This window comes from Agathobaculum butyriciproducens, from assembly GCA_003096535.1.
In the GTDB taxonomy this organism is placed as follows: domain Bacteria; phylum Bacillota; class Clostridia; order Oscillospirales; family Butyricicoccaceae; genus Agathobaculum; species Agathobaculum butyriciproducens.
The window spans coordinates 56,533-73,900 of record QEKJ01000011.1 but is presented as its reverse complement, the minus strand read 5'-3'; the positions used below and the strand labels follow the sequence as shown (position 1 = coordinate 73,900).

Below are 17,368 nucleotides of genomic sequence, written 5' to 3'. Positions count from 1 at the left end.
TTCATCCTGACACGACAAACTAAGCCCAGCTTCTTCATGAGCCGCTGGACAGTCTTGTGGTTCACAGAGAATTTACGCTTGCGAAGTTCTGCCGTAATCCGGCGATAGCCGTACCGGCCCCTGTTTTCGTGGTAAATTGCTGCGATTTCTTCCTGTTACAATATATTTGCCTCGGAAAAGTGGCAGCCAGCTACGAGCCGAGACATCTCGTTGCTTAAGCTGTTAGAATAGGAAGGTAATGGTCTGACCCTTTCTTCCAAGGGCTTCGTGCCCGTTGTTAAGTCAGTCAGCCATCCTCCTGTTCGCAGCGTTCGATTTGTGCAGGTAGAACCGCGTGTTCGTGTCACCAAACAGATAGAATCGGCAATGGGTAAAGATGGCTCTGTCCATTGCAAATTCTTTCAGGAGTGATGAACATGAACGCAGCAGGCATTGACGTTTCCAGCAGCAAGAGTACCGTGGCCGTACTTCGTCCTTTTGGCGAGGTGGTAAAACTGCCATTCGATGTGCGCCACAGCGCCGAGGAACTGGCCTCTCTGGCAGAACAGCTCAAATCCATTGCGGGCGAAACACGAGTAGTCATGGAGCACACCGGACGTTACTACGAGGGCATCGCCAAGGTTCTCCACGAGGCCGGGATTTACGTTTCAGCGGTCAATCCTTTGCTTATCAAAGAGTACGGCAATAATTCTCTCCGCAAGGTCAAGACCGATAAGGCAGATGCGATAAAGATTGCCAAATATGCTCTTGACAATTGGAGCGAATTGCGTGATTATACTCCTATGGATACGATTTGAAAACTATGAACCGTCAGTTTCAGCTGGCCATTAAGCAGAAAACCGCTACCGCAAACAACCTCATCGCACTTCAGGAGCAGTCTTTTCCCGGTATCCGCAAGCTGTTTGACAGCCCTGTGCGCGGTGACGGCACGCAGAAATGGGTTGATTTGACCCATGACTTCTGGCATGTTGATTGCGTTCGCAGCGGCAGTCTGAACGCTTTTACTGAGCGTTACCGCAAATGGTGCAAACGAAACCGTTACCAGTTCAGCACAGAGAAAGCTGCCGAGGTATATGCTCTGGCAAAGTCCGCTGTTGTACTGGTGCAGAAAACCTCTGTCACGAAAACGCTCGTTCAGGCCGCTGCTGACCAGCTCACAGCGATCTCGCGCAGCGTAGAAACTTACCGCAGCGAGATGAACAAGCTGGCATCTCAGCTGCCCGAATACTCTGTCGTCATGGAAATGTACGGTGTTGGTGAATCCCTTGGACCGCAGCTTATGGCGGAAATCGGTGATGTGCGCCGCTTTGAGCGTAAATAGTCGCTTGTTGCTTTTGCAGGTATTGACCCCGCGCCGAGCAAATCAGGCAATTACTGCTCCCGTAGCAATAGGACCACCAAGCGTGGCTCTCCATATCTGCGCAGAACGCTGTTCAACATTATGAAAGTACATCTGCAACGTGCTCCGGCAGACGAACCAGTGTTCCAGTTCATGGACAAGAAGCGTGCCGAGGGCAAGCCGTACTATGTTTACATGATAGCTGCGGGCAATAAGTTTCTGCGCCGTTATTATGGCAAGGTGATGGCATACTTCTCTTCGCTGGAGGATCTGCCGCCTGTAGATATGGAATCCACAGGTCTGCATCTCACGAAATAACCAACTGTAATCTAGATCGTCAGGTCGGCGCATTCGCGGCGGCCTTTTAGGGTTGCGCTTTTTTCTGCCTGCTGCCTGCGATATTTTCTTTTGTCAAGTCCGCTTGAGGGCTTAACAGATACGTATTTGTCATCTTTCTGCATCTGCTTCAAATGATAGTAGAAAGTTGCACGGGGCAGTTGAGCGATTGAGAGAAGAATATCCAGAGAATGTCTTTGCCTCAGCTTTTGAACTACCTGCGCTTTCTGCGCTGGCGTCGCTCGTCTTCCAAAACCAAGGCTTGCAAGTTTTTTAGGTAATCGTTCTCCGCACGCAGTCGCTGCACTTCGGCCAGCAGATCTTCTTCTACATCCTTCGGCAGCTTCTTTGGCCGACCAGTGCTGCTGCGGCCCCGTCGCTCAACCGACAAGCCTTCCGGCCCTTCTTCCAGATGGATTCGCTCCTATGATTTGATCTGATCTCTGCTGTTTACCTCAAATCTACGGCAGGTTTCGCTGTGACTCAACCTTTCTTCCATCATGGTTTCCACGACCAGCTTCTTAAATTCCGGCGTGTACCGTTTGTTCGGTTTTCCTCGCGACATAATAAATCACCCCATCTATTAGATAGTATATCATACTGTCTAACAAATGGGGTGCAGTTCATTTCTTCAGCCGGCTCTCCGAACATTCCGTCTTTGTGGCGAAGTACGCCTGTATGTCCGCCGGACGAATATCGCTCAACCGCGCCGCCCCGAAATAGGGGATCAGATGACCCTCGACCAGACTGACATAGGTCAGCTCATAGGTGTTGACGTCAACGAACGGCTGCTTGTAGGTGGAGGGCACAAAGGCTTCACCGGTACGAGCCGACACCTCGGAGGCTACGCGGTACTCCTCGGCTTTCTTCTTCGCATCGGACAGACTCACCGTGCTGTAAAAGGACTTGCGCAGCGGCTTGCCGTGAATGTCCCGCTCTGGTGTTGGTAGCACCGGGGCGGGATTTTTTATTTCTCCCACCGCGCGGCGAGCTTTTGCAACTCGGGCAGATAGGCGTTCTGGATTTTTGCTGCGATAACAGCGGCAGTATGGTCATCGTAGATATGCGAAGTCTGGTTGCGGGCATTCAGCATATCCAGCCAGACGCCTTCATCGTCGATCAGCTCGGCGGCGTACGCCTCACGCAGCACTTGCTTGGGGAATTGCAGGGTATTCTGCATGCCAGCGTCGAGCATATATTCCTTGAGTGCCTTCCAGCCCAGCTCAAAGGTAAATTCAAACCGCTGGATCATGCCGTCACGGACGGTGTCGTTTCGGATGTTCTGATAGTCCGTTACCGCCTCCGCCAGTCGATGTGCAGCATTTACAAAGTTATCGCGTTTGGTTTTCATACAGTATCACTCCATCTCGGTCAATTTCAGCAAGCAGCTCGGGCGAGGTGTAGTCATCGACAAACACAACGTCGTATTTCAGCAGGGTCGGCAGATCGTCCATGCCGCACCAGAACCGCGTCTGCTGCTCCTCCGGCATACCGAACACCGCAAGGTCAATATCACTGCGCGGACGGTTATCGCCGCGTGCGCGGGAGCCGAACAGGACGAGTTTGCGTGCACCGCAGTCCTTCGCAAGCTGTGCAAGAGCAGGTTTCAGGTCATTCATGCGGGATAGCTCCTTTTCTTAATATTCCCGTATCAGCACCTGCGGGATGCCGATGATATGGCAGCTTTCGAGGTCTACGCCTTCAATGCGGCGGGGCGGGTACGCGGGATTGAGCGGCACAAGCTTGAGCCAGTCTTCGCCGTCCACATAGTTGATGCGTTTGATGGTCATTTCGTCATCGCCGTAGCTGATCACGCCGATCTCGCCGGAGTGGTTCATGGTGGACTGACGCAGTACCAGCACGATGTCGCCGTTCTGGAACGTCGGATACATACTGTCGCCGCGCACGCGCATAGCACAGAAGTCCTCGGCTTTCCGGCCTTTGAGGTAGGCGCGCGGCACTTCGATCTTCTCGCCGGCCGCGCTCTCGTCGATGGATACGCCGTCGTAGTGCGCCGCTACGCTGGTGATGACCGGAAATGTCACTGTGTCCTCGGTGATGGTGGGGGAGGGGAGAGTTGGTGCGGTGGGTTCGTCCCAGCCCATCAATACAGCAGGAGTAACGCCGAGAATGTCAGCCAGTTTGGCAATGCGTTCATGCCGTAACGATTTAATATTTCCACTTTCCCAACGCTGCACAGTAGCTTCGGTTACGCCGATTTTTTCGGCAATCTGTGCGAGTGTAAGTCCTAATTCTTTGCGCTTTGCTTTCAAGACAGATGATATATTTCCCATAATGAGTACCTCCCTCTTATGATAAGTTAACTATATCACGGGCAAATACGTTGTGCAAGCAAAAAATGCGTTTCGCGTAAAAACTTTCGCATAACGTATTTACAAGACGGCAAGAGTGGTGTATCGCAAACTTACGCAAAATGAAAAATTGGAGGTGAACGACATGGCTCATATTGATGTGCCGAAGGTGCGAGGTAGGATGGCATACTTCGCTGCATTGGAAGATCTGCCGCCTGTAGATATGGATTCCACAGGCTTGCATCACACGAAATAAACAGCTGTAATCAGGCTCTGCAGGTCGGCGCATTCGCGGCGGCCTTTTGGTGTTGTGCTTTTCTCCGCCCGCTGCCTGCGATATTTTCTTTTGTCAAGTCCGCTTGAGGGCTTGACTTTTTATTTGCAGGCTTAACAGATGCATATTTGTCTTCTCTCTGCATCTGCTTCAAATGATAGTAGAAAGTTGCACGGGGCAGTTGAGCGATTGAGAGCAGTATACTGAGTGCGTGTTTTTGCCTTAGCTTTTGAACTACCAGCGTTTTTTGTGCTGGCGTCGCTCGTCTTCCAAAACCAAGGCTTGCAAATTTTTTAGGTAGTCTACCTCCGCACGCAGCCGCTGAACCTCTGCCAGCAGATCTTCCGTTACCTCCTTCGGCAGCCGCTTTGGCGGACGGCCCTTACTGCTGCGGCCGCGCCGTTCAACGGCAAAGCCTTCCGGCCCTTCCTCCAGGTAGATTCGCTCCCATGATTTGATTCGATCTCTGCTGCTTACCTCAAATCTACGGCAGGTTTCGCTGTAACTCAATTTCTCTTCCTGCATGGTTTCAATCACCAGTTTTTTGAATTCCGGCGTATATCGTTTGTTTGGTACTCCTTTTGGCATAGCAAAACACCCCACTTGTTAGATAGTATATCATACTGTCTAACAAATGGGGTGCAGTTCAAACTGAACTGCCCCGAAAAAGTTAGACAATCTTTCAAAGTAAAAATTATTCAAGCTGCCGAAAGGGCTTGTTGTCTGTGAACCACAGGCGGCAAGCCCTTCAATCTTGCCTTTTTGAGCAGTCCGAAAAAATTCTCAATCTGAACCGCTACCCGTCAAGAGGACAGTGAAAAAATATAAAGATTTTCTGGCCGGCAGCCTATAGGTTGCCGGCCGCATTTTATGCAGCGAGCCACAACGAGAAAGCGTTTGTGACTAACAAACAGGACGCTTCGTTCTCTTTTTATAGTGCTTGCATCATTTCAAGTATAATTCCATCTGGATCTTTGAAATAGAAGGCTTTACTTTCTCCAAATCCTTGTGAAGTGAAATTGAAATGTTGAGGTTCAGATAAGCACTCTACATTGTTTTCAATAAAATGCTTATAAGTCAAATCAATATCATCAGTATAAAAACACAGTTCGGAGATAGATGTAGTGAATAAATCTGACTGTATCTTATGAACCGCATTATCTATAAACTGAATAAGTTCAACCGGTGGAGATTCAACATTTTTAGAACCGTTTAGATAAGCAATCCGTGCTTTACAGTTTCGCCTATGAAATAATTTATCAGTTTCCTCACCCGCCATCAATAATTCTCCTTGGAATTCAAGTCCAAGAATATCTCTATAAAAAGCAATCGACCTATCCAAATCTGATATTGTTAATCCAACGTGATATATTCTTCCAACCATTTATTATATATCTCCTTAAAGATTTTCCATACTCCTGTTTTCATTACACAACTGTATTCATAAGGCAATACCGCATAATTTCGGCAAAACGCCGCAGCTTTAATTGTGCGGTGTTGCCATAAACCTTACCGGTACTATATCAAAAGGATTTCGGTATGATTCTGATGCAAAATCGTACGGTATTCTTCAGGCACATCATCCGCAATCAGATATTGAAATGCATCGAGATCGGCAACAGGATACATGGCAATTTGACCAAATTTATGGCAATCTGCCATCAAGTACCAGGACCGTGCCATAGACGGCAGATTGCGATAAATATGCGTCGAAACAATAGAATGTACTGTAAGCCCCGCCTGTAAATCAATGCCCGAGATACTCGTAAATGCTTTTGAAACGAAAACATGATTTGTGAAGGTGTTTGGGTTTTCAGGACTTGAAAATAAGGTGTGCGCATCTGTGGATGTCACTTCTCCACCGAGCAGATATACGCGGGAATCCGTCTTCAACAGGTCATTTAGCGCGGTAATATTATTCGTTACGATCGACAGGTCATGAAAGCGTTCAAGAAGCTTGGCCAGATAGCAGCAGGTTTGTCCGGATCCCAAAAAAATGCTGTCACCATCCTGTATTTCTTCGCAAGCGCGTTCAGCCAAAGCAATCCGTGTTCGATCGGTTACATTGGATAGCGAAGAAGGCAAAGCGCAGTTCGCCAACACCGCACCACCGTAAATACGCTTGGCAATCCCCTCGTCCTCTAGCTGCTGCAAATCTTTCCGAATGGTAACACGACTGATGTCGAACTGCTCACTCAAATCGTTGACTAACACTTTTTTATTTGTAAAAAGCATCTTCCTTATTTCTTCAATACGACTTGTCATAGTACATTCCCCTTTCTTCTTTTAAAATAAACGAAATAAAACGAAATGTCAATATGGAATAATCGAAACCGAAAGAAAGCGAAAGTTGAAATAAACGCAGGATGGTGATATGCTGAAATCAACAAGGGAACGAAAGCCCAAAGGAGGAATCCAACATGAAAAATGTGCAGGATCGGCGTATAGAACTGTTATTGTCCGGACGTGCGGGGATCGACCTGAACACCACAAAAGCAGGCTGCACCTTTGCTGATATCCCGGCATTTACAAAATCCGTAGGCGGCTCTCCCGCTAATATTGTGCAGGGAGCGGCACGTTTAGGACTAAAAACAGGCTTTCTTGGAAAAGTAGCGCACGATGGTATGGGAGAATATATCCTATCCGCTTTGCAGGCACAAAATATCGAAACCAAAGGTATTGTGGTTGATAAAACAGGGGCTCGCAACTGTATTGCAGTAACAGAGATCATCAGCGCCGAAGAGAGTGGCGGCTATGCAACCGGCGGGGACGCATTCCACCATGGAACGTATCTATACCGGCAGGGAACAGCGGATATGCTATATTCCCCCGCAGATGTAAATCGTGATCTGATTGCCGCATCCCAGTCCGTGATGCTTTCTGGCACTGCATTCTCCCAATCCCCTTCGCGTGAAGCAATGTTTACAATATTGCAGCTGGCACGAGATTTTGGAACGATGACCGTTTTAGATATCGATTACAGGCCATTCGGCTGGGTATCAAAGGATGAAACTGCACGTTGCTACCAACAGGTGATCACACAATGCGACATCGTTATTGGCAATCGAGAAGAATTTGATGCTGTTGAATACCTCACCATGCCGGGCAACAAAGACAATACCAAATCAGCACAGGCGCTGTTGAATGCCGGCGTGAAGCTGGTCATTGTAAAGGACGGTGCAAACGGATCCGCAGCATACACGTCTGACGGTAAGGTCTTGCGCTGCGGCAGCATTCCTACCGCAGCAGTAAAGACGTTTGGTTCCGGTGATGCATACGCAGCAGGATTGATGTATGGCATTCTGCGAAAACACAACTTAGCGTATGCAATGCAGCTTGGCACCGCCTGTGCCTCATTGGCGCTGAAAACAATCAGCTGCGGAGATGCAATGCCTAATTTACAAGCCGCAGAGCAGCATCGTGCACAGCACGAAAAGGAGATGATGCCATGAAGTGGGAACAGAATTATGTTGCACAGGCCGCACAGCAAAAGCGAATCATCCCGGGATTTAATATATTTGGATACGAAGATGCGCAGGCTGTGATCCGTGCCGCCGAACGCGCTGTTTGTCCGGTTTTGCTGATGATCAACCGTGATGCACGTACGGCAATGGCGGTGGAGCATTGGTCAGCACTGCTGAACGCTTTAGCCGAATCTTCAAGTGTACCCGTTGGCATTCATCTGGATCACTGCACCGAAGCAGATACTCTCATCCGTGCGATTGACAGCGGCTTTACCTCGGTTATGTTTGATGGTTCGCACCTACCGATAACCGAAAATTTGAAGATCACACAAGCTATTGCGCAGTATGCACATAAGAAAAACGTGTTTTTAGAAGCGGAACTGGGAACCGTTCCATATAGCGATATCGGAGAAACCGAAATAAATCTAACCGATCCGGAAGAAGCGCGAAAAATGCAGGAGCAGACACAGGTCGATTGGCTCGCTGTTTCGGTTGGGAATATTCATCGTTTAGCCACCCGTAAGGTTTCCATTCAATTTCCTGTTTTGCAGCAAATTGAACACAAATGCCAACTACCTCTGGTAATTCACGGAGCAAGCGGCATCAGGGACGGAGACATTTCACAGCTCAAGCAAACCCGGGTTGGAAAAATGAATTTTGGAACCGTTTTACGAAAGACCTTTGCAGATCACTTGCGTTCCGAAATGCAAGCCCAGCCAGACGAGTTCGATCGCCTTCGCCTATTCAGCCAGCCAATTGCGCAGGTAGAAGAACAGGCGCTTCACATCATCAAAATGCTATGGCAGGAGGAAAACTAACATGAAAATTCATCAGCAGGAGCCTTTTTCGATTGGCTATCACCCAATTACAGAATTAAACGGCAAGTATCGTGAGATGATGATGGATTTTGGTATCCTTAAGATTTCCGCAGACATGGAATTTGAAGATAACCTGCCACTTGAACGTGTATTTGTTTTGCTTTACGGTGAAATTGAAGTCGAGTTCAATGGAAAAATCGTAAAGGGTACTCGACCCACCTACACCAACGATACGATCTGGAGCGTAAACTTGCCCAAGGATATCCCTGTTAAATTGCGTGGTATTGCAACAGAGAGCGAGATCGCAGTCATTCGAACTGAAAATGAACGTGATTTCATGCCGGTAATCCGCGCTCAGGATGATATTGTGGAAGAAGTACGTGGCCAAGGTTTCATGAACGAGGCCGGTACTCGTATTGTGCGAACGGCACAGGATGTAAAACTTTCTCCGGAATCCAATATTATGTTTGGGGAAGATATGCATTATCCTGGAAAATGGTCCGGCTTCCCGTCACATTCACACGCACAGCCGGAAATCTACTTTTATAAGTTTTATCCCCAAAACGGTTTTGGCTTGCTGCGGCTGGGAGAGGAAGGCGTTTTGCTGGAACACAACGACACCGTTTTAATTGAACCCAACAAGGTTCATCCACAGGTTGCCGCCCCCGGCTATGCGATGTATTACCTTTGGGTCATTCGGCATCTGGATGGAAATCCGTATATTAAACCGGATTTTGACCCGCAGCATCTGTGGGTGGAACAACCCGGCGCAAAATATTGGCCTGATTCCTGCGAAGGAAAAGCGTAAAGGAGGACTTACGCATGTTAGGGAAGGCATTACATACGAAATCAATTTGGAAAAGCAATCTAATGACCGACATTCGCCTGGCCAGCGAAGCCGGCTTTGGCGCAATGGAAGTGGCTTCAAGCAAAATTTGGGACTACTTATCCTCCGGAAGTCCATTAAGTGATGTGACGGAACGGCTGAAACAATATAATATGCAGATCATCAGCATCAATGATATCGCCAATGTTGAGCGAACGGACGATGATGCGGTGCGGAATACACTGGCAGAAACAGAAAAGCTGTCTGCCGTCGCACAGCAGCTGGGCTGTGATTGCATCCAACTCGTCCCACTGCTGGCCCTGGAAGGTCGTTCGGAAGATGAAGTGATTGAACTGACCGCAAAAAATATTGCGCGTATCTGTGACATCGGTGCGAAGTACGGCGTGCGCTTCCAGCTGGAGCCTGTTGGGTGGTCACCGATCAACTCGCTTCGCCTGACACAGAAGCTGATCCAGGCAGTTGGACGGGACAACTTCGGCACCGTCATCGACTTTTTCCATCTGTTTGTCGGCGGTGATACTACACCGGATGATGTGCGGCATTTTGATCCTAATCGTATTTATCACATTCACTTCTGTGATTGCAGGCTTTCCAAGGAAGGAGAATCCTTCGATGAGACTATTCTGCGAGGTATGTACGCTGGTGAAGGTGAAGTCCCTCTTGCAGAGTGGGTGCAGGCCGTCAAGGACACCGGCTATGAGGGTTGGTGGAGCTACGAGCTGATCAGTGCCAAGCATTGGCAGTGTGATGTAGCGGAAGTGGCTGCCGAAACCAGCCGATTGCTGGACAAATATGTGTTGAATAGATGAAAGTAGCGAACATTCAGTGAGGAGATCGTGAAAATGAACACAGTAAAGCTGACAATGGCGCAGGCGTTGGTACGCTTTCTTGATATGCAATATGTCTGCGTTGATGGGAAAGAAGAAAAGTTTGTGCATGGCATTATGGGAATTTTCGGTCATGGCAATGTAGTGGGATTAGGGCAGGCATTAGAGCAGTATGCCGACCAGATGCCTTTCATTCAAGGCAAGAACGAGCAGGAGATCGCCCACGTCTGTGTGGCATTCGCCAAGCAGATGCGCCGCCGCGCGATCTACGCCTGCACCGCGTCCATCGGCCCCGGCTCGCTCAATATGGTTACCGCAGCCGGCACGGCCTCGGTCAACCGTATCCCCGTGCTGCTGCTGCCGTCCGACACCTACGCCGACCGCCAGCCCGACCCGGTGCTCCAGCAGTTCGAGCATGACGAGGACTATTCGATTTCCGTCAACGATTCGTTCAAGGCGGTCAGCCGCTACTGGGATCGTGTACAACGCCCGGAACAACTCATGACAGCCATGCTCAACGCCATGCGTGTTTTGACCGATCCTGCTAAGACCGGTGCGGTCACTGTCTGCCTTCCTCAGGATGTACAGGGAGAAGCCTATGATTACCCCGAAGAATTCTTTAGAAAACGCGTCTGGCATTTGGATCGCCAGCCCGCGAGTGCCGAGGCAGTAGATCGGGCAGCAGAACTGCTGATGACCAGCAAGAAGCCGGTCATTCTGTCGGGCGGCGGCGTGCGCTACAGCGATGCGGGCGCGGCTGTGCTGGCGTTCGCTGAAGAATTTGGCATTCCGGTCGCCGAGACGCAGGCAGGAAAGGGTGAGGTCAGCTGCGAAAGCGACTGGTATCTGGGCTGCGCTGGCATCTGCGGCACGCTGTCTGCCAACGTGATCACCAAGCAGGCCGATCTGATTCTCGCGGTCGGCACTAAACTCAATGATTTTGTCACCAATTCCAAGAATGGCTTTGCAGCCGATGCGCGCTTTGTTTCCATCAACACCAGCCGCATGGACGCGCTCAAGCTGGATGCCGAATCGGTTGTCGCCGATGCGCGTGCAGGCGTGGAGGCGTTGCACACCGCTTTGCAGGCGCGCGGCTGGCACACCGACTGGAGCGATGAGGTAAAGGACGCAAAGCGCTCCTGGCAGACCGAGCTTGCGCGTCTGGCGCAGCTGGAGGCTCCGGAAGCCGCGGCGCTCAACCAGACCCGCGTGCTGATGGAACTGAATGAATTGCTGCGCGAGGACAATATCGTTGCCGCCTCCGGCAGTCTGCCGTCCGATCTGGAACGCGTCTGGACTGCGCGCCGTCCGGGTGCATACCATCTGGAATACGGTTTCTCCTGCATGGGCTATGAGGTCTCTGGCGCTCTGGGCGTCAAGCTGGCCGATCCCGAGCACGAGGTCTATACCTTCGTCGGCGACGGCGGCTTCCTGATGGGTCACTCCGATCTGCTGACCAGCATTCAGGAGGGGCACAAGATCAACGTTCTGCTTTTCAACAACAGCGGCCACCAGTGCATTCACAATCTGGAGCGTTCGCAGGGCATGGGTACCTTCGGCACTGAGTTCCGCTTCCGTGAGCAGTCCACCGGCGGACTGACCGGCGGCTACGTCCCGGTGAACTATGCCAAGCTTGCCTCTGCCTATGGCGTAAAGACCTGGCGTGTCACCACGCTCACCGAGCTGCACGCTGCCATCGAGGCCAGCAAGCAGTCCGATGTCTCGACCCTGATCGAGATCATGGTTCTGCCCGGCACGATGACCGAAGGTTATGAGAATTTTTGGCGTGTTGGCACCGCTTCTGTCGCCGAGAAGGAATCCGTGCGCAAGGCTTACGAAAAGCTGAATGATGTTGTCAAGAATCTGCGGAAATATTAAGGAGAATAAATATGAAGGTACAATTTGGCTGCGCGCCGATCAACTGGACGAACGATGACCTGCCCTCTCTGGGCGGCGAACTGACTTATCAGCAGTGCCTGAGCGAAATGGCTCTGGCTGGATACAAGGGTAGCGAGGGTGGCTGCAAATACCCCAAGGATTTTGATGTGCTCAAGAAGGCGCTCGATCTGCGCGGTCTGCAGATCTGCAATATGTGGTTCTCGAGCTTTTTCACCACCTTTGAGAACGAGCGTACCTTTGCAGAGTTTGAAAAGCACATGGACTTTACCTATGGCTTGGGCGCTCGTGTAATCGGCGTCGGTGAATGCGGCGTGACCGTACACGGCCAGGAGGAAACTCCCCTCTTCTCCAACTGCCCGATCCTGACTGAGGAGCAGATGAAGAATCTGGCCGAGGGTCTAAACGAGCTGGGCCGCCGCGCCCAAAAGAAGGGAATGAAGGTCTGCTTCCATCCCCATGTTGGCACAGGCATCCAATCGATGAAAGAAATTGACCGGCTGATGGAACTGACTGATCCGACACTGGTTGGTCTGCTGTTCGATACCGGACATTCGACAATCGCAGGCGAGAATCCGGTATCAATTCTGAAAAAGTACATCGACCGTGTTGTACATATCCATGTTAAGGACGTTCGCCGCGAAGTGTTTGAGCAGGTCAAGTCGGGTGGCCACAGTTTCCTGTGGGGTGTAAAGAACGGTATGTTCACCGTGCCGGGCGACGGCAACTGCGTAGACTGGATGTCGATCTTTGAGATTCTGAAGGCCAGCGATTACGAGGGCTGGATCGTTGTGGAGGCCGAGCAGGATCCCGCTAAGGCTGATCCGCTGGAGTACGCCCAGAAAGCGCGCGCGTTCATGCGCGAGCAGCTCGGCGTATAATTAAGGAGAGACGGTGCAGCATGAAGAAACAACTTTCCGCTCAGCAAGCTGTTGATATGATTCCGGATGGTGCCGTAATCATGTGCGGCGGATTTCTGGGATGTGGCACGGCACATCGCCTCATGGATGCGCTAGCAGCCAGTCAAAAGAAGGATCTTACTATCATCTGCAACGATGCCGGTCTCTTGGAAGGCCCGAACGGAGAAGCGTATTATGGCGTAGCCAAGCTGATTCACAATCATCAGGTCAGCCGCTTAGTTACTACCCATATTGGACTGAACCCAGAGGCAACAGAGCAGATGAATGCCGGTACCATGCGTATTGATCTGTTGCCGCAAGGCTCTTTGGCGGAGATGATCCGGGCAGGCGGCGCCGGTCTGGGCGGAACCTTAACCAAAACCGGCGTTGGCACGTTGGTTGAGGACGCAAAAGATTATGTGGTCGGGCGGCAGAACATCGACGGTGTTGACTATTTACTGATGCGTCCTTTGAGCGCTGATTTCGCGTTGATTTGTGGTCAGCAGGTAGATGAGGAAGGAAATGTCTGGTATGCCGGCACGGCTCGCAATTTCAATCAGGTTATGGCAACTGCTGCAGATATCGTCATTGCAGAAGCCGAGCAACTGGTATCCGTGGGAGAGATTCGACCTGAAGATGTGCAGACATACGGGATTCTGGTGGATTATATTGTGAATGGGGGGCAAGACGATGAGTGAAGCTCTGAACGCATTTGAAGCACGTTCCGCTAAGGAGATTATTGCACGTCGCACAGCCTTGGAATTGAAAAATGGCATGGTCGTAAACCTTGGCATTGGGCTTCCGACGCTCATTCCGCAGTATTTACCCTCCGATATCCGTGTGACGATTCAATCGGAGAATGGAATTATCGGATTAGACAAGGTGCAGGATGATACGCGGCATCCGCATATTACAGATGCCGGCGGCAAACTGGCTGCAGTAGCATCCGGAGGCGCATTCATCGATTCTGTGACTTCCTTCGGTCTGATTCGGGGTGGACATGTAGATGTCACGATTCTGGGAAGCCTGCAAGTGGATCAGGAGGGGTCTCTTGCAAACTGGATGATCCCCGGGGAAAAAACCCCCGGAATGGGCGGCGCAATGGATTTGCTGGCAGGTGTTCGTCAGGTCATTGTTGCGATGGAACACACTGCACGAGGCGTTCCTAAAATTCTGAAAAAATGCACGCTTCCGTTAACAGCAGTACATTGTGTCACTAAAATCATCACTGAAATGTGTGTGTTTAATGTTACAGATACGGGTCTTGTATTGACTGAATTAAATCCACAGTATACGATTGACGATGTGCAGGCAGTAACCGAAGCTGAGTTTGCAATTTCAAAAAATTTGACAGAAATGAATATCGTATAAGGAGGATATTGATTATGTTTAACGAGGAATTCCATCTGGAACAGCCCATTCGCTGGGGTATGGTTGGCGGCGGCCGCGGCAGCCAGATTGGCTATATTCATCGCAATTCTGCATTGCGGGATCGCCTGTTCACGCTGTGCGCGGGTGCGTTCGATGTGAACGAGGAGCGCGGCCGGGAATTCGGCGTCAACTGGGGCGTTGCCCCCGAGCGCTGCTACCCCGATTACAAGACCATGTTTGCCGAGGAAGCTAAGCGCCCGGACGGCATTCAGGCGGTCTCTATCGCGACTCCCAACTTTACGCATTACGAGATCCTGAAGGCCGCGCTCGAAGCCGGTCTGCATGCCATCTGTGAAAAGCCGCTTTGCTTTACAACTGAACAGGCTGAAGAACTGGTTTCTCTTGCAAAAAAGCAAAATCGCATCGTTGGCGTGACCTACGGTTATACTGGTGCTCAGATGATTCATCAGGCACGCCGCATGATTCAGGAAGGGATGTTAGGCGAAATCCGCATCATCAACATGCAATTTGCGCACGGCTATCATTCCTCCGCTGTGGAAGCGAATGATCCGGGTACAAAGTGGCGCGTCACCCCTGAAAAGGCGGGACCTTCCTACGTATTAGGAGATGTCGGTACACATGCACTGTTCCTCGCTGAAACCATGGTACCCAACCTCAAAATTGAAAAGCTGATGTGTGCTAGACAGAGCTTTGTCAAGAGCCGTGCCCCTCTGGAGGACAACGCTTTTGTTCTGATCCAATATGATAATGGTGCGGTCGGCAATCTGTGGGCGAGCTGTGTCAACGCTGGTTCTACCCATCAGCAGAAAATCCGAGTAGTCGGTGAAAAGGCATCTATCGAGTGGTGGGATGAACACCCCAATCAGCTTATTTTTGAGGAGCAGGGAAAGCCAGTTCAGATTCTAGATCGTGGTCAGGGATATCTCTATCAGGATGACGAAGCCATCACTTGTGACCGCATGGGAGGTGGACATGCCGAAGGGCTATTTGAATCTTGGGCGAATCTGTATCGCCGGTTCGCAACTGCAATGGATCGTGTTATCCATGGAGAATCGGCCAATGTAGTCATGGATGATATTTGGTTCCCGAACATCCGCGACGGTGCGGAGGGCGTCCGTTTTATCGAAAACTGTGTGCGTTCGTCGGATCAAGACAGTGTTTGGGTGAACTACACTTGACAAACTATAAAGTATGTGTATTTACACTAACACGGGATATATCATTGAAATACCCCATACAATCAAAGACGGGGAGGTAGACTCGGACGTATTAACGGCATTTGATGTTGGGAAATAACTAAATTAAAGATTTGACAGATGAAAAGGGCGCACAGACCTCAACGGTTTGTGCGCCTGTTTAATTCCTAAGGCAGGCAAGCGGCTGATTCGCTTTTTCCCGTTCGCGGGACAGGAATTGGCGTGATCATTGATCTGTTCGTACTGTGTGCGCGGCGCGGCATGGCGGTCTGGATCATCTTCTCCGGCATTGACGCCATCTGCGAAAAAACCGATAACGAAGAGTTTCTGCGCCGTCTGCGCTACATCAAGGAATGATGTGTGCAGGCGGCGTTTTTATGCGCCGGACAGCGGGAGCAGTTCAAAAAGCTTGAGGACCCGTCCGAGCAGCAGTGCGGAGAGCACCGTGCCGACACCGATGCCGTAAAACGGGCAGTGCTGGAACAGGCACAATCCAGCGCTGATGGCAACCATAGAGAGGTCAAACCCGTTCTTGACGGTGGAAAACCGCAGATGAAACACCTCGGATATCGTGTTCACGATGCCATCGGTCGGGGTAAGCACCATGCGGCTCTTGACGCAGAGGAACACGCCCGCGCCGGTGATGAACATCGTCAGCGCAAAGCAGAGCAGCCGCAGTGGCAGCGGAAACGGTAGCACGGGAATGAGCCAGTCGTACACGTCGGTAAGTATGCCGAACGCAAACGAAAGCGGGATTTCGAGCAGATAAGTAAGTGTGATTTTGCGCGAAAGGATACATTGCAGTACCACAAACAGCAGATAACAGAGAATGGATGCTGTGCCGAGCGAGATATGATAAATCTCTGAAATGGCGTACATCACCGAGCTGAACGCGGCAACGCCGACGTTGTAGCGGATGTTGAGCACCACTGCCGCTGCAATCAGATTCAGACCGAGAATATACCAGGCCGTACGCTTTTTGAGATCAGAGGAAGGTTTCATGCGGTTTCACCTCACTTTTCCATGTTGTCGAGCGCCTGCGAGATCATCGCAAGCAGTTTTTCGCGGTCGTCTGCCGGGATGTGCTCGAGCAGACGGTCACCGAAGTTCGTGCAGTTGTGCTGCATGGTTTCGTAAAGCTCCTCGCCCTCGGCGGTGAGCGCAATCAGCTTGTACCGCGCATCGCGCGGCGAAGGCGTCACGCAGAGCAGACCCTTGTCCGCCATGCGCTGCACGAGTGCGCGCGCAGCTTGGTGGGTCACGCCGAGGCTGCACCGTAGGTCGGAGGCGGAGCTGCCGCTGTGCGCATGAAAGAACAGGAGCGTGTCCGCCTGCTCGGCGGTAAGTCCCATGCTTTTCAGATCCTCGTTGCGGCGCAGTACGATGCGATGCGATAATTGCTGTATTTTTCGTGTGAGAATATACGAAATATCCATGTAATTTCACCTTGTTAAATATAATATACAATACATTGTATATTAGCGCGGATTGGTTCGTATGTCAAGAGCACCAACGCGGAAAACGAAAAAATTCGTGGAAATAGCGCAAACTGTGCTCGCAAATCGCTCTTACCCAGGTATGCGGTATTGCCTTGAGTGTTCAACTTCAGTTTACAATCAACCGAAATTTTTCTTTTCTCAAGTCCTGTTTGGAACTTGACTTTTGCTAATATAAGTTTACGGACAAGGCGCGGCAGCCAGCCGTGCCTTGCTCTATCTCATGCCTAAGCTACAATAAGAGGAGTAATTGGCCTGGCAAGCTTGACTCT

20 protein-coding genes and 2 pseudogenes are annotated in these 17,368 nt (G+C 50.6%); 11 read left to right on the top strand and 11 right to left on the bottom strand.

The window, feature by feature from the left end:
• Window positions 1–149 (bottom strand): annotated as a pseudogene (locus tag C7386_RS09200) (IS3 family transposase); the annotation flags it as partial.
• A 267-nt stretch (window positions 150–416) separates the two neighbouring features.
• On the opposite strand from C7386_RS09200, the pseudogene C7386_RS09195 reads away from it, so the two are divergent.
• Window positions 417–1,657, top strand: a pseudogene (locus C7386_RS09195) (IS110 family RNA-guided transposase).
• 442 nt (window positions 1,658–2,099) lie between these two features.
• Here C7386_RS09195 and C7386_RS13805 read toward each other — a convergent pair.
• The 8 genes from C7386_RS13805 to C7386_RS09150 form a co-directional block, all read right to left on the bottom strand.
• Window positions 2,100–2,240, bottom strand: coding sequence for a transposase (locus C7386_RS13805; RefSeq protein WP_116705362.1), 141 nt, complete (start codon window positions 2,238–2,240; stop codon window positions 2,100–2,102).
• 58 nt (window positions 2,241–2,298) lie between these two features.
• The gene (locus C7386_RS09180; protein WP_165815520.1) at window positions 2,299–2,628 is read right to left on the bottom strand and encodes a tyrosine-type recombinase/integrase; all 330 of its coding nucleotides are present in this window, start codon (window positions 2,626–2,628) and stop codon (window positions 2,299–2,301) included.
• A 14-nt stretch (window positions 2,629–2,642) separates the two neighbouring features.
• Complete coding sequence (locus tag C7386_RS13800; protein WP_116705360.1) at window positions 2,643–3,026, bottom strand: nucleotidyltransferase substrate binding protein; 384 nt, start codon at window positions 3,024–3,026, stop codon at window positions 2,643–2,645.
• Window positions 3,007–3,294, bottom strand: a complete 288-nt coding sequence (locus tag C7386_RS13795; RefSeq protein ID WP_110435685.1) for a nucleotidyltransferase family protein — start codon at window positions 3,292–3,294, stop codon at window positions 3,007–3,009. Before C7386_RS13795 ends, C7386_RS13800 begins: the two co-directional genes overlap by 20 nt.
• An 18-nt stretch (window positions 3,295–3,312) precedes the next feature.
• On the bottom strand, window positions 3,313–3,969 hold the full coding sequence (locus tag C7386_RS09165; RefSeq protein ID WP_116705359.1) for a LexA family protein: 657 nt from the start codon (window positions 3,967–3,969) through the stop codon (window positions 3,313–3,315).
• 526 nt (window positions 3,970–4,495) lie between these two features.
• Window positions 4,496–4,849 carry a helix-turn-helix domain-containing protein gene (locus tag C7386_RS09160; RefSeq protein ID WP_116705358.1) on the bottom strand — a complete coding sequence of 118 codons (354 nt, stop codon included), beginning with the start codon at window positions 4,847–4,849 and terminating at the stop codon, window positions 4,496–4,498.
• Window positions 4,850–5,192: 343 nt separating this feature from the next.
• A complete protein-coding gene (locus C7386_RS09155) occupies window positions 5,193–5,645 on the bottom strand; it encodes a VOC family protein (protein ID WP_116705357.1) in 453 nt (150 codons plus the stop codon).
• Between the two features lie 134 nt (window positions 5,646–5,779).
• Complete coding sequence (locus C7386_RS09150; protein ID WP_116705356.1) at window positions 5,780–6,526, bottom strand: DeoR/GlpR family DNA-binding transcription regulator; 747 nt, start codon at window positions 6,524–6,526, stop codon at window positions 5,780–5,782.
• Between the two features lie 155 nt (window positions 6,527–6,681).
• Between C7386_RS09150 and iolC the strand changes: the two genes are divergently transcribed.
• The 10 genes from iolC to C7386_RS13790 all read left to right on the top strand — a co-directional run bounded on the left by iolC (window position 6,682) and on the right by C7386_RS13790 (window position 15,957).
• The gene (iolC, locus tag C7386_RS09145; protein ID WP_116705355.1) at window positions 6,682–7,713 is read left to right on the top strand and encodes a 5-dehydro-2-deoxygluconokinase; all 1,032 of its coding nucleotides are present in this window, start codon (window positions 6,682–6,684) and stop codon (window positions 7,711–7,713) included.
• The gene (locus C7386_RS09140) at window positions 7,710–8,543 is read left to right on the top strand and encodes a class II fructose-bisphosphate aldolase (RefSeq protein WP_116705354.1); all 834 of its coding nucleotides are present in this window, start codon (window positions 7,710–7,712) and stop codon (window positions 8,541–8,543) included. Before iolC ends, C7386_RS09140 begins: the two co-directional genes overlap by 4 nt.
• A gap of 1 nt (window position 8,544) precedes the next feature.
• On the top strand, window positions 8,545–9,351 hold the full coding sequence (locus tag C7386_RS09135; RefSeq protein ID WP_116705353.1) for a 5-deoxy-glucuronate isomerase: 807 nt from the start codon (window positions 8,545–8,547) through the stop codon (window positions 9,349–9,351).
• Window positions 9,352–9,365: 14 nt separating this feature from the next.
• Entirely contained in the window at window positions 9,366–10,199 is an 834-nt protein-coding gene (locus C7386_RS09130; RefSeq protein WP_116705352.1) for a sugar phosphate isomerase/epimerase family protein, read from the top strand.
• 33 nt (window positions 10,200–10,232) lie between these two features.
• Window positions 10,233–12,095, top strand: a complete 1,863-nt coding sequence (gene iolD, locus C7386_RS09125) for a 3D-(3,5/4)-trihydroxycyclohexane-1,2-dione acylhydrolase (decyclizing) (protein WP_116705351.1) — start codon at window positions 10,233–10,235, stop codon at window positions 12,093–12,095.
• Between the two features lie 11 nt (window positions 12,096–12,106).
• Window positions 12,107–12,994: a myo-inosose-2 dehydratase gene (gene iolE / locus C7386_RS09120; protein ID WP_116705350.1), complete on the top strand. Its 888-nt coding sequence runs from the start codon at window positions 12,107–12,109 to the stop codon at window positions 12,992–12,994.
• 20 nt (window positions 12,995–13,014) lie between these two features.
• Window positions 13,015–13,710: a CoA transferase subunit A gene (locus C7386_RS09115; protein ID WP_116705349.1), complete on the top strand. Its 696-nt coding sequence runs from the start codon at window positions 13,015–13,017 to the stop codon at window positions 13,708–13,710.
• The gene (locus C7386_RS09110; RefSeq protein ID WP_116705348.1) at window positions 13,703–14,383 is read left to right on the top strand and encodes a 3-oxoacid CoA-transferase subunit B; all 681 of its coding nucleotides are present in this window, start codon (window positions 13,703–13,705) and stop codon (window positions 14,381–14,383) included. Before C7386_RS09115 ends, C7386_RS09110 begins: the two co-directional genes overlap by 8 nt.
• A 14-nt stretch (window positions 14,384–14,397) precedes the next feature.
• Window positions 14,398–15,582, top strand: coding sequence for a Gfo/Idh/MocA family protein (locus C7386_RS09105; RefSeq protein WP_116705347.1), 1,185 nt, complete (start codon window positions 14,398–14,400; stop codon window positions 15,580–15,582).
• Between the two features lie 240 nt (window positions 15,583–15,822).
• Entirely contained in the window at window positions 15,823–15,957 is a 135-nt protein-coding gene (locus C7386_RS13790; RefSeq protein WP_278278737.1) for a hypothetical protein, read from the top strand.
• 18 nt (window positions 15,958–15,975) lie between these two features.
• Here C7386_RS13790 and C7386_RS09100 read toward each other — a convergent pair whose 3' ends face one another.
• Window positions 15,976–16,602 carry a YczE/YyaS/YitT family protein gene (locus C7386_RS09100; protein ID WP_116705346.1) on the bottom strand — a complete coding sequence of 209 codons (627 nt, stop codon included), beginning with the start codon at window positions 16,600–16,602 and terminating at the stop codon, window positions 15,976–15,978.
• A gap of 11 nt (window positions 16,603–16,613) precedes the next feature.
• Window positions 16,614–17,036 carry a MarR family winged helix-turn-helix transcriptional regulator gene (locus tag C7386_RS09095; RefSeq protein WP_116705345.1) on the bottom strand — a complete coding sequence of 141 codons (423 nt, stop codon included), beginning with the start codon at window positions 17,034–17,036 and terminating at the stop codon, window positions 16,614–16,616.
• Between the last annotated feature and the right edge of the window lie 332 nt (window positions 17,037–17,368).

What these genes read in the sequence shown, in the direction of transcription:
- C7386_RS13805 (WP_116705362.1), bottom strand. Translation starts at nt 2,240, where the DNA reads ATGTCGCGAGGAAAACCGAACAAACGGTACACGCCGGAATTTAAGAAG.
- C7386_RS13800 (WP_116705360.1), bottom strand. Translation starts at nt 3,026, where the DNA reads ATGAAAACCAAACGCGATAACTTTGTAAATGCTGCACATCGACTGGCG.
- C7386_RS13795 (WP_110435685.1), bottom strand. Translation starts at nt 3,294, where the DNA reads ATGAATGACCTGAAACCTGCTCTTGCACAGCTTGCGAAGGACTGCGGT.
- C7386_RS09165 (WP_116705359.1), bottom strand. Translation starts at nt 3,969, where the DNA reads ATGGGAAATATATCATCTGTCTTGAAAGCAAAGCGCAAAGAATTAGGA.
- C7386_RS09160 (WP_116705358.1), bottom strand. Translation starts at nt 4,849, where the DNA reads ATGCCAAAAGGAGTACCAAACAAACGATATACGCCGGAATTCAAAAAA.
- C7386_RS09155 (WP_116705357.1), bottom strand. Translation starts at nt 5,645, where the DNA reads ATGGTTGGAAGAATATATCACGTTGGATTAACAATATCAGATTTGGAT.
- C7386_RS09150 (WP_116705356.1), bottom strand. Translation starts at nt 6,526, where the DNA reads ATGACAAGTCGTATTGAAGAAATAAGGAAGATGCTTTTTACAAATAAA.
- iolC (WP_116705355.1), top strand. Translation starts at nt 6,682, where the DNA reads ATGAAAAATGTGCAGGATCGGCGTATAGAACTGTTATTGTCCGGACGT.
- C7386_RS09140 (WP_116705354.1), top strand. Translation starts at nt 7,710, where the DNA reads ATGAAGTGGGAACAGAATTATGTTGCACAGGCCGCACAGCAAAAGCGA.
- C7386_RS09135 (WP_116705353.1), top strand. Translation starts at nt 8,545, where the DNA reads ATGAAAATTCATCAGCAGGAGCCTTTTTCGATTGGCTATCACCCAATT.
- C7386_RS09130 (WP_116705352.1), top strand. Translation starts at nt 9,366, where the DNA reads ATGTTAGGGAAGGCATTACATACGAAATCAATTTGGAAAAGCAATCTA.
- iolD (WP_116705351.1), top strand. Translation starts at nt 10,233, where the DNA reads ATGAACACAGTAAAGCTGACAATGGCGCAGGCGTTGGTACGCTTTCTT.
- iolE (WP_116705350.1), top strand. Translation starts at nt 12,107, where the DNA reads ATGAAGGTACAATTTGGCTGCGCGCCGATCAACTGGACGAACGATGAC.
- C7386_RS09115 (WP_116705349.1), top strand. Translation starts at nt 13,015, where the DNA reads ATGAAGAAACAACTTTCCGCTCAGCAAGCTGTTGATATGATTCCGGAT.
- C7386_RS09110 (WP_116705348.1), top strand. Translation starts at nt 13,703, where the DNA reads ATGAGTGAAGCTCTGAACGCATTTGAAGCACGTTCCGCTAAGGAGATT.
- C7386_RS09105 (WP_116705347.1), top strand. Translation starts at nt 14,398, where the DNA reads ATGTTTAACGAGGAATTCCATCTGGAACAGCCCATTCGCTGGGGTATG.
- C7386_RS09100 (WP_116705346.1), bottom strand. Translation starts at nt 16,602, where the DNA reads ATGAAACCTTCCTCTGATCTCAAAAAGCGTACGGCCTGGTATATTCTC.
- C7386_RS09095 (WP_116705345.1), bottom strand. Translation starts at nt 17,036, where the DNA reads ATGGATATTTCGTATATTCTCACACGAAAAATACAGCAATTATCGCAT.